This window comes from Nitrincola schmidtii (genome assembly GCF_008973715.1).
Classification (GTDB): domain Bacteria; phylum Pseudomonadota; class Gammaproteobacteria; order Pseudomonadales; family Balneatricaceae; genus Nitrincola; species Nitrincola schmidtii.
Genome location: NZ_WBOL01000014.1, coordinates 1 through 10,258 on the forward strand (window position 1 = coordinate 1; position 10,258 = coordinate 10,258).

The following is a 10,258-nucleotide window of genomic DNA, read 5'->3' on the forward strand; positions in this document are numbered from 1 at the left end:
GCAAGCTACTTTCTACCGCTCGACTTGCATGTGTTAGGCCTGCCGCCAGCGTTCAATCTGAGCCATGATCAAACTCTTCAGTTTAAAAAACTGTCGATAACATCTCATCAGCCTAAGCCAACAAGCGTCATCTAATTCATGCTCAAGAACTTACATCTACATCTAAATGAATTCACATATAGGTTGCTTATTCTCGATTAAGCTTTAATACCTAACCTGAACAAGCGCCCACACGCATTACCTGATTAATTTGTTAAAGAGCGGCTTGAGTTCTCTGTGCAACCCGATGTGTTGGGTTGTTGTCTCAAGCGAGGTGCGTATAATATAGAGCCAGATTCTGTTCGTCAACACTCTTTTTTAATTTTATTTTTTGTAGCCGCGATTAACCGAAATGCTGGATATCTATCAGTTCAATTTGATCGACATCAACTGCTTCGCTATAGAAGTTCTTTGCCACACGAGCAAAGCGCGAAGGGCCATCTGTCACTAAAAATCTTACTCGCCCAGCATTCTCTTCTGAAGAAAGCAAATTCGTTTTACTTAACTGCATTTTAAGCTGTGTTGCAGATGTTTCGGCTGAATCTACTAGAGAAACTTTATCACCTACAACATTGGCAATTGACGACTTTAATGCCGGAAAGTGTGTACAGCCTAATACAAGCGTATCTAGCATATCCTCGCCATGGCGATAATGATCAAACAGACCGCTCAGTGAACGCTTAACAATTGCATCAACTAATTCACCGTCGTGCCATCCCTCTTCTGCTAATGCCACAAAGAGTGAGCATGCTGCGGATTTAACTATCGCTTCGGGCATACGGGATAGTATGGCTTTTTGATACGCTTGGTTATTCACGGTACTTTCGGTTGCGATCACGCCTATATGACCCTTTTTTGTCATATTAACTGCAGCTTCAGCACCTGGCTCTACGACACCTAAAACCAATAATTCTGGATACTTTGCAATCAGTGTATCTAAGGCAACTGCTGATGCTGTATTGCAGGCAATCACCAAGGCTTTAATGTCGTAACGCAACAAAGCTTTTAATGCTTGCTCGGCATAGCGTGTAATGGATAAGGAGCTTTTAGTACCATATGGAACTCTAGCAGTATCACCCAAATAGATTAGATTCTCATTGGGTAGTGCTTTACGAACAGCATTAAGGACAGTCAAACCGCCCACACCAGAATCAAATAAACCTATCGGGCGATTGTTACTGGAACTCATTTATTATTTTTTCCGTGCACGTTTAATTGAGCGCTTCTTCAACTCTTTAATATGCTCCATGTTACGCTGCTTCTTAAGCTTTTGACGTGCCGTCAAGATATTTCGCTTACCTGCAAAAGGATTATCACCCGTCTTAAACTCAAAGCGAATGGGTGTACCGCGGATTTTCAACACCTTAATAAAACGATTCTCAAGATAGCGCTTATAGGAGTTCGGCAACATATCTGTCTGATTACCATGAACAACAATAATCGGCGGATTTGAACCACCCTGATGCGCATAACGTAATTTTATACGGTGATTATTAACACTGGGTGGCTGATGGTCAGCTACGATATCTTCAAGAAGACGAGTCAGCTTGTTAGTAGACCATTTAGCCATTGCAGCATCATAGGCCTCATGAACTGAACCATACAAATCACCAACAGCGGTACCATGTAAGGCTGAAATAAAGTGCATTCTTGCAAACTCAGCAAACTCTAAACGTCTACGAATTTGCTCTCGCACCTTATCTTTTTGCTCTTGGGTCATGCCATCCCACTTGTTCAGTGCAATCACCATAGCTCGACCAGCATCAATGACAAAGCCTAGCAAATGTAGATCTTGATCGGTGACTCCTTCACGCGCATCGATAACCATAATAACGACATTGGCATCACGGATCGCCTGAAGTGTTTTAACAATAGAAAATTTCTCCACTGCTTCAGTGATGTGTTTACGACGTCTAACCCCAGCAGTGTCGATCAAAGTATATTTTTGATCTTCACGCTCATAAGGAATATAAATACTGTCACGCGTCGTTCCAGCCTGATCAAATACAACAACCCTATCTTCCCCCAACATGCGATTGACGAGTGTCGACTTACCTACATTGGGACGACCGATAACGGCAATTCGAATACTGCCATCATAACGAGGATTTGCATCGGAAATGTCTTCCTCTACTTCCGTCAGAAAAGGCGCTAGCACATCTTCCATCAGCGATAAAACGCCTCGTCCATGTGAAGCAGCAATAGGCACAGGGTTACCAATACCTAATCCGTAGAAGTCACCCATAGCTACATCAGGGTCGATACCGTCTGTCTTATTGACTACAAGATAATGGTGTTTACTATTACGGCGTAGATGATTGGCAATTAACTCATCGGCAGGATTTAACCCTGCACGACCATCAACAATAAAAAATACAATATCTGCTTCTTCAATCGCCATGAGGGATTGTTGAGCCATTGCTTGATCTATGCCAGTTTCATCACCGGTAATACCACCGGTATCGATGACAATATAGCCTTGATCACCAATTCGGCCTTCGCCATACTTTCTATCTCGCGTTAAGCCGGGAAGATCTGCTACCAATGCATCTCTTGAACGAGTAAGCCTGTTGAACAGGGTAGATTTTCCAACATTGGGTCGCCCAACGAGCGCAATAACCGGTAACATAGTTTCTTCCAGATAACGATAATAGGCACTCAGCGTGCCTATGGGTCATCATTTAATCAAATTAATTGAGTGTTAATGCAACAAGACGTCCAGCATTACTTAACACATACAAGGTATTATCCCTTACCAGCAAATCTCCCTGCAAACCTGATGAATCAACTCGATGTCGAGCTACAAACTGTCCATTCACCTGAGAAAGAAAATGCAGGTATCCTTCTCTATCACCGACAACAATTGTCGTTCCAATCGCGGTTGGTGATGTTAATCGTCTGTTAGTCATCTGGGTTTGCGACCATACACTCGCGCCGGAGGCGGCATCATAGGCATGGACATGACCTTGAGCATCTACCGCATAGATATTCCCAAACCCAGAAGCCAAGCCTCGGTAGCTAGAAACATTCTGTGCCCAAAGCGCCTGAGCATTGAAAGGGTTAATCGCTAGCAGCCTACCTTGATAGCCAACGACATAGAGTACATTATTCACGATGGTAGGACGGCTATTAATATCAACGATACGCTCAAGGTCTGAACGACCTTCATTAAGCGAAACACGTTGATCCCAAATCATTTGACCATCGACATTGTCCAAAGCAACAATACGACCATTTGCCAACCCTGCAAAGGTAACATCAGCTGCAACCAGCGGCACACCTGATCCCCTTAACGTTAAAGCAGGGACCTGAGCATCAAATGACCATTTATGTTCACCCGTCATTCGATCTAAAGCGGTTACTCGACCATTAATCTGCTGAAGTACGACAATCTCTCGATTAATTTGTGGCTGCGCAGTTACCTCAGAGGACAACTGATGACGCCATAGCTCTTTGCCGTCATTAGCATTTAACGAGATCACTTGACCGGAACGAGTAGTCAGCATGACCTGCCCAAAACCCGCTCCGACACCGCCAACAATTTGTTCGCGCAAATTCGCGGTCCAAGCTCGAGCACCTGAATTGCGATCAAATGCGGCAACTGTACCATTACTATCTGCAGCAAATATGCGATCACCATCTATGGATGGAACCATTTGATGAAAACGACTACCGGGACCACTACCCACAGTAGCACTCCATCGTACAGAAACATTATTTTCTGGAACGAAGTCAACCAATTCGGCTGGTTGAATCTCATCACTACCACCCCAGAAACTACAGCCTGCAATCAGGCTTGTTAAGATTACTGCTAATAATGGCTTCATCCAGCTGGTCATTATCCTGCCTCTCTGCCTAATTCATCTCGTTTCATTTGCAGTACAGGTTGATTCGGCATGTTCTCGGCTGCGGCAAGCGCTTGATCATAAGCTTGTGCAGCTGAATTCAAATCACCTTTTTGTAATGCGATATCGCCTAGCAACTCATAATAGAGTGCGGTAAAGCTTCTTGGTGATAGCCCACTCAATAATGAAGAAGCTTCATCTACCTGATTCATTGCCAACAGTACTCTAGCTTTACGCAAACTGGCAACAACCTTTAAATCTTCTTCTGATGCACGCTCTAATACCCAATCTAATTGAGTTAAAGCTTCACTGTAATCTTGTGTCTGTACGGCGACACGTGCAAGCAATAAAGCGGCAAACTGACTATAAGTCGTTTTGGAATGATTCTCTTTAAGTTGGCTGCCAAGATGCATGATAGTTTCTAGTTGTGGATTTGGATTTTCATCCAACTCTCTTACGACTGCCTCAACTAGATTTTGATATAGCCATGAAGCCTCGGTTGCCTGGCGCTCTGTGTAGGACTGCCAACCTTGCCAACCTATAACGGCAGACACAGCAACAACCACACCGATCAATAATGAGCGACCATTCTCTTTCCACCAGCTTTTTAACGCTTCAAGCTGCTCTTCTTCTGTACGTAGTTCTGCCATGCCAATTTACTCCTTAAAATATCTGTGTTCAGCCGATAGCACGGCAGCAATCTTATCAAAGGGGACTAATTCTTGCTCATCTTGTGTTCTAAGCGGCTTTAAAGCAACAACACCCTGCTCTAATTCACTGTCACCCAAAATTAACGCCACCCTAGCACCACTTCGGTCTGCTTTTTTCATCTTGCTTTTAAAGCTGCCACCGGAACAGTCAAGGGTTAATCGCCAAGAAACTAAATCTCTTAGATTTTCAGCTAAAGACAGGGCTTTTTGCTCAGCAGCGTCGCCTAGGGCAGCAATAAATATATCGGTCTGTCGCTTCAATCGATCTGGAAGCGAACCTTCAGCTTCCAACAACAGAATGAGGCGCTCAGCACCCATAGCAAAACCAACCGCTGGCGTTGCTCGACCACCTAATTGTTCTACCAAGCCATCGTAACGACCACCTGCACAGACAGTACCCTGAGCACCCAACTTATCGGTAACCCATTCAAATACTGTTCTTCCATAATAGTCTAATCCACGAACAAGCCTTGGATTAACTTCATAAGGGATACCCAAAGACTCTAAATTGCGCTTAAGTTGATCAAAGTGCTTTAGTGATTCATCATCTAGGCAAGCATGAAAATCAGGCGCGCCTTCTAATAGCGCTTGAACTTGTGGATTTTTGCTATCCAAGATTCTTAACGGATTGGTGGTGAGTCGTCTTTTACTGTCTTCATCAAGTTGATCAACATGATCTGTTAAATAAGCAACCAATTGATCTCGGTAATAAGCACGCGCTTCAGAACTTCCCAAGGTATTCAACTGCAAGGTTACCGCATGATCAATACCCAGTTTTTTCCACAAACGAGCCGTTAGAAGAAGCAGTTCCGTATCAATATCAGGACCAACCATTCCAAACGTTTCAACACCTATTTGATGAAACTGACGATAGCGACCTTTCTGAGGTCGTTCGTAGCGAAACATAGGACCGGTATACCACAACCGCTGAACTTGATTAAAGATCAAACCATGTTCTTCACAAGCCCTAACACAACTTGCAGTTCCTTCAGGACGTAACGTAAGACTCTCACCATTACGGTCGTCAAAGGTGTACATCTCTTTTTCAACAATATCTGTAACTTCACCGATTGAGCGACAAAATAAATCTGTGCTCTCAACAATGGGGGTTCTAATTTCGCTATAGCCATAGCTAGACAAAATCGAACGAGTAGACTCTTCTAAATACTGCCACAATGGGGTTTGTTCCGGCAGTATATCGTTCATGCCACGAATGGCTTTAATCTTGGCCAAAACCGTATTACCTTAACTGCAAAAATTATTATTAACGTAATGGAAGTGAGAAGCGAGCAACGCTTCCGGATGCGAAACGTCCCAGATCAACGACTTCACCATTGAAAGTAATTTCTGAAACTGCTTCACGACGCCCAATCACCAAAGATAGAGGAAGCTCGCCTTCTAACAGGAGCTCTGATCCTCCCGCAGCGACACCTGAGTATAACAGCACATCGTTGGCATCTCGGACTTGAACCCAGCAATCACCACTAAAGCGCATGAACAAGCCGGAGTTATTATCTGCGACCTGCTCAACTGGAACTTCGTCTATTTGCTCTACGGATCCAAAATCACCTACTTGTTGATCTGATTCCAAGGTGTCTGAGAACTCATCGTCTTCTGATGACATACTGGCATTAAATACATCGACAACATTACTGTCTGAAGATGAAATTGGTAATTGAGGCGGTGATAACCTTGTAGGATCGAATACATCGTCAGGCTGATTAGCTTCAGATGAGCTAGCAGCTGGCGGCTCTGTGGTTGTGAATAGAGATCGACCAGACTGCTCACGAGACCACCAAATGATGATAGCAATGATTGCAATTACAAAGAGCCAGGAAAAAACTTTCATAAACGGCGACTTTGAAGGGTCACGTTCTTTAACACTGGTTGTCGACTTAATGGATACCGGCTTTAAATCTACACCTGGCAAATTTGCATAGAGATTTGCGTAATGAGTAGCATCCATACCCAAATGTTTCGCGTAAGTACGTATGTAGCCCCTTATAAATACAGGGTTTTGAAAGCTTTGCGGGTTACCAGACTCTATCGCTTTGATAACCTTAATGGGCAAATGTAGCTCTGTAGAAATTTGCTCTATACTTAGGTGCAAACGCTCCCTAGCCTGAGTAAACTCATGCCCCGGAAAACGTGATGATTGGATATCCTGTTCATCAACACTCACTGTTCCGACTCCTTAAAGAGCCTATACTCTTCGCTATCCGGATATAAATTTCTTAATAACAAACCATAGGTCGCAGCAAGCGACGGGTTTCTATCTGCTCGAGCTATACGAACCCCAACCCACAGGCTGTTAGCGTCTTGCTCTGCCATTCGAGCATCGACCTGAGCGCGAAAACGATTATACAAACCAACGGCTTCAGGAATATTTCCTTGATCAAGTAATAATCCTGCCATGGCCACTTGGGCAAAGGGTCTATCTCTCTGAAGATCAAGAGAGCGCCTCAATGCGTGCTCAGCAACATCTAGCCTGCCTAACTGAATATAACAACGCCCCATATTTTCGAAAGCTTGAGCTCTTGCAGGATAAAAGGGATCTTCAGTAGCGCGCGAGAACTGGTGACAGGCTTCTGCAAAGCGCTGACGCGCGTAGAGAAAAGCACCATAGTTGTTGTGAAAAATTGCACTCATTGGCTCTAATTCTATAGCACGCTTGAAGTAGCGCTCAGCCAGTTCAAAGTCTCGCTCTGCTTGGAACACCAAACCTAATGCATTATGTGCAGGAGCATAGCGTTCATTGATGCTAAGCGCTCTTTGCAATGAGCTTTTTGCATTGACGGTATCACCCGCTTGCAGATACTGAACTCCCAATTGAGTGTAAGCCTGCTGTGCAGCCTCAGGCGACGCATCTGAACTAGCTGTGCCTGAAGAAGCACAACCATTCAGCAGCAACGTCAAAAATAAAACACTGATCAGTCTGTATTTCACTCAGCTATCCCCTGCCGGCGTTAAACTTTCTGTTGTAGAGTCAAGTTGTAACACAGACAGATATTTTTGACTACGTCGAGTACGATCGTCAACCTGACCTACCAATTGCCCACAAGCGGCATCGACATCATCACCTCTTGTCTTACGGACAGTGGTCACGATACCACCGTTTACAATAATTTGTTTAAATTTAAGGATCGCTTCACTTGAAGGTTTAGTGTACCCAGAATTAGGGAAAGGATTAAACGGAATAAGATTCAGCTTACAAGGCAATTGTCTTAACAACTTTAACAACTGTCGAGCATGCTCAGGCTGATCATTGATACCTTCAAGCAGGGTGTATTCAACGGTGATAACCCGCTTATCGTTCAAGTGACTCAAATAGTTATTACAGGCGGCAATTAACTCTTTCAGGGGATAACGTTTATTCACCGGAACTAACTGATTACGCAGCTCATCATTGGGGGCGTGTATAGAAACCGCAAGGGAAACATCGCTCAGACCTGCCAAACGATCAATCGCAGGAACTACGCCTGCAGTACTGATGGTCACACGACGCTTAGATAAACCATAAGCGTTGTCATCCATCATTAATTCAGTGGCAGCCAGCACATTATCAAAATTAAGCAGCGGCTCACCCATTCCCATGAATACAACATTGGTTACACGACGCTCATCTTTTGGATCAAAGGGACCAAAAGAGCGTATAGCAACACGAAGTTGTGCAATAATCTCTGCTGCACTCAGGTTTCGATTAAAGCCTTGCTTGCCAGTGGAACAAAAACTGCAATCTAACGCACATCCCACTTGTGAAGATACACATAGGGTTTTACGACTACCTTCTGGAATCAGCACCATTTCGATACTGGAACCACCATCCATGCGAATAACCCACTTTCGGGTACCATCGTTGGATATTTTCTCCAGAATGACTTCAGGTTCTCGTATATCAGCAACTTCAGCTAATCTTTGCCTTAGCGTTTTACTGATATTGGTCATCTCATCAAAGCTACTAGCGCCCTGTTGATGCAGCCATTTTAAAACCTGAATGGCACGAAAACGCTTCTCGCCAATAGACTCAAAAAAGTCCTCGAGTTGCTTTGGCGATAAGCCGAGCAGGTTAATTTTTTCTGGCTGTTGTGACATGACCCGGTACCCGCAGTCTAATTAGTTAAAGGCCGGCATAAACCGGCCTAGAAACTGATGCTGATTAAGCACCAAAAAAGTATTCAATTTCACGGGCAGCTGAAGTAGCAGAATCTGATCCATGAACAGCGTTCGCATCAATAGACGTCGCGAAATCACGACGAATGGTTCCTTCAGCGGCTTCTTTAGGGTTCGTTGCACCCATCAGTTCGCGATTCAGAAGAATAGCATTTTCACCTTCTAATACCTGAACAACAACAGGGCCTGAAGTCATAAACGCGACAAGATCGGCGAAGAAAGGACGCTCTTTGTGCTCAGCATAGAAACCCTCAGCATCTTCTTTGCTTAGTTGTTTCATTTGCATGGCAACAACCTTCAAGCCCGCTTTTTCAAAACGACTTACAATTTCACCTATGACGTTTTTAGCTACTGCGTCTGGCTTGATGATAGATAATGTACGTTCAACTGACATGTTTAGGAATCCCCACATAAAACTAAGGTCGATAAAGGGCGATAATTATACGTGAACAAAGAACAAGAAAATAGACAATGAATGGGCTTTAAACGGATAGTTTTAATGCTTGTGAGTGAGTGAACGCTCATCCTGCAACTCTCGATGCAGCAATGCCATCAATTCCGCTTCGGGCCTGCCTATTCCGCAAGATCGTACTAGGTCATCAACACCGGCTCCCATCTCCATCAACCTTGCTGCTTGGTTGTATGCTAATACTCCCGGATCACGGTTTTCAAGCTCATGCTGTTTTTCGACAGCAATGTCCAACTTTTGTTCAACCGTCATAAGACGCTTACCCATACCTATCGAACTACCTGTCATCCCTTGGATTTCATTTCGTAAAACATTAATCAGAACCTGATGACGCTTTTCTTGTCGACGAATGCGCACCCACAGCATGCTAGTAATAACCAGTGCAATAATGGAAAACAACACTAAAGCCAAAACAATCAGCCATAGGTAAGTCGATGCAGATGACGCACTCATCAGATAATCATGACCTCAAACTCATCTAAGAGCTGATTGGTATCTAAAACAGCACAGCGCTGCTTCAAGCACGTGCCATGTAACCAAGCCCTTCTTTCTTTATCAAGATTAAGGTTAATCTCACTATCAGGTAGATCAACCGATTTTATAATCTGATTACAGGCCAACGCCCATTTCCTACCTTTCAAAATCAGAACATCGCTGTATGCAGCCTGATCTACTGAGTAAGTTTCAGGAATGACCCAACGACCAGTATCCACAACGTGTATCGGGTTTTCGTCGGGACCAAAATTACCGATGATCCAGTCATGATGCATATCAATACTCATGGTTAAGCTGCTGACCTCTTGAGCACCATCGACTTCACTCATCGGTATGGCAAGCTTCAGTCCATGCACATCAACCAAAATACAACGAAGACCAGCTGGTTCTGGTTCTGGTTCTGGTTCTGGTTCTGGTTCTGGTTCTGGTTCTGGTTCTGGTTCTGGTTCTGGTTCTGGTTCTGGTTCTGGTTCTGGTTCTGGTTCTGGTTCTGGTTCTGGTTCTGGTTCTGGTTCTGGTTCTGGTTCTGG

At 44.1% G+C, this 10,258-nt stretch carries 11 protein-coding genes and 1 rRNA gene; all 12 read right to left on the bottom strand.

Annotated features, from left to right (window positions below):
• Nucleotides 1-84: ribosomal RNA gene (locus F7R24_RS11985) — 16S ribosomal RNA — on the bottom strand; the annotation flags it as partial.
• A gap of 298 nt (nucleotides 85-382) precedes the next feature.
• Entirely contained in the window at nucleotides 383-1,228 is an 846-nt protein-coding gene (gene murI / locus F7R24_RS11990) for a glutamate racemase (RefSeq protein ID WP_151671502.1), read from the bottom strand.
• A 3-nt stretch (nucleotides 1,229-1,231) separates the two neighbouring features.
• Nucleotides 1,232-2,668, bottom strand: coding sequence for a ribosome biogenesis GTPase Der (gene der, locus F7R24_RS11995; protein ID WP_151671503.1), 1,437 nt, complete (start codon nucleotides 2,666-2,668; stop codon nucleotides 1,232-1,234).
• Between the two features lie 61 nt (nucleotides 2,669-2,729).
• Complete coding sequence (gene bamB / locus F7R24_RS12000; protein WP_240776102.1) at nucleotides 2,730-3,878, bottom strand: outer membrane protein assembly factor BamB; 1,149 nt, start codon at nucleotides 3,876-3,878, stop codon at nucleotides 2,730-2,732.
• Entirely contained in the window at nucleotides 3,878-4,534 is a 657-nt protein-coding gene (locus F7R24_RS12005) for a YfgM family protein (protein WP_151671505.1), read from the bottom strand. The genes bamB and F7R24_RS12005 overlap by 1 nt, the downstream gene beginning before the upstream one ends.
• Before the next feature lie 6 nt (nucleotides 4,535-4,540).
• Nucleotides 4,541-5,827: a histidine--tRNA ligase gene (gene hisS / locus F7R24_RS12010; protein ID WP_151671506.1), complete on the bottom strand. Its 1,287-nt coding sequence runs from the start codon at nucleotides 5,825-5,827 to the stop codon at nucleotides 4,541-4,543.
• 31 nt (nucleotides 5,828-5,858) lie between these two features.
• Nucleotides 5,859-6,776 carry a RodZ domain-containing protein gene (locus F7R24_RS12015; protein ID WP_151671507.1) on the bottom strand — a complete coding sequence of 306 codons (918 nt, stop codon included), beginning with the start codon at nucleotides 6,774-6,776 and terminating at the stop codon, nucleotides 5,859-5,861.
• A complete protein-coding gene (pilW, locus tag F7R24_RS12020; RefSeq protein ID WP_206057545.1) occupies nucleotides 6,773-7,540 on the bottom strand; it encodes a type IV pilus biogenesis/stability protein PilW in 768 nt (255 codons plus the stop codon). The genes F7R24_RS12015 and pilW overlap by 4 nt, the downstream gene beginning before the upstream one ends.
• Nucleotides 7,541-8,686 (bottom strand): dual-specificity RNA methyltransferase RlmN, encoded by a 1,146-nt coding sequence (gene rlmN, locus F7R24_RS12025; RefSeq protein WP_151671508.1) that lies wholly within the window; start codon nucleotides 8,684-8,686, stop codon nucleotides 7,541-7,543.
• Nucleotides 8,687-8,750: 64 nt separating this feature from the next.
• Nucleotides 8,751-9,158 (bottom strand): nucleoside-diphosphate kinase, encoded by a 408-nt coding sequence (gene ndk / locus F7R24_RS12030; RefSeq protein ID WP_151671509.1) that lies wholly within the window; start codon nucleotides 9,156-9,158, stop codon nucleotides 8,751-8,753.
• A 102-nt stretch (nucleotides 9,159-9,260) separates the two neighbouring features.
• Complete coding sequence (locus F7R24_RS12035) at nucleotides 9,261-9,686, bottom strand: DUF2802 domain-containing protein (RefSeq protein ID WP_151671510.1); 426 nt, start codon at nucleotides 9,684-9,686, stop codon at nucleotides 9,261-9,263.
• A partial coding sequence (locus F7R24_RS12040; protein ID WP_206057546.1) for a chemotaxis protein CheW occupies nucleotides 9,686-10,258 on the bottom strand: 573 nt, incomplete at its 5' end. The genes F7R24_RS12040 and F7R24_RS12035, both read right to left, overlap by 1 nt.

What these genes read in the sequence shown, in the direction of transcription:
- murI (WP_151671502.1), bottom strand. Translation starts at nt 1,228, where the DNA reads ATGAGTTCCAGTAACAATCGCCCGATAGGTTTATTTGATTCTGGTGTG.
- der (WP_151671503.1), bottom strand. Translation starts at nt 2,668, where the DNA reads ATGTTACCGGTTATTGCGCTCGTTGGGCGACCCAATGTTGGAAAATCT.
- bamB (WP_240776102.1), bottom strand. Translation starts at nt 3,878, where the DNA reads ATGACCAGCTGGATGAAGCCATTATTAGCAGTAATCTTAACAAGCCTG.
- F7R24_RS12005 (WP_151671505.1), bottom strand. Translation starts at nt 4,534, where the DNA reads ATGGCAGAACTACGTACAGAAGAAGAGCAGCTTGAAGCGTTAAAAAGC.
- rlmN (WP_151671508.1), bottom strand. Translation starts at nt 8,686, where the DNA reads ATGTCACAACAGCCAGAAAAAATTAACCTGCTCGGCTTATCGCCAAAG.
- ndk (WP_151671509.1), bottom strand. Translation starts at nt 9,158, where the DNA reads ATGTCAGTTGAACGTACATTATCTATCATCAAGCCAGACGCAGTAGCT.
- F7R24_RS12035 (WP_151671510.1), bottom strand. Translation starts at nt 9,686, where the DNA reads ATGAGTGCGTCATCTGCATCGACTTACCTATGGCTGATTGTTTTGGCT.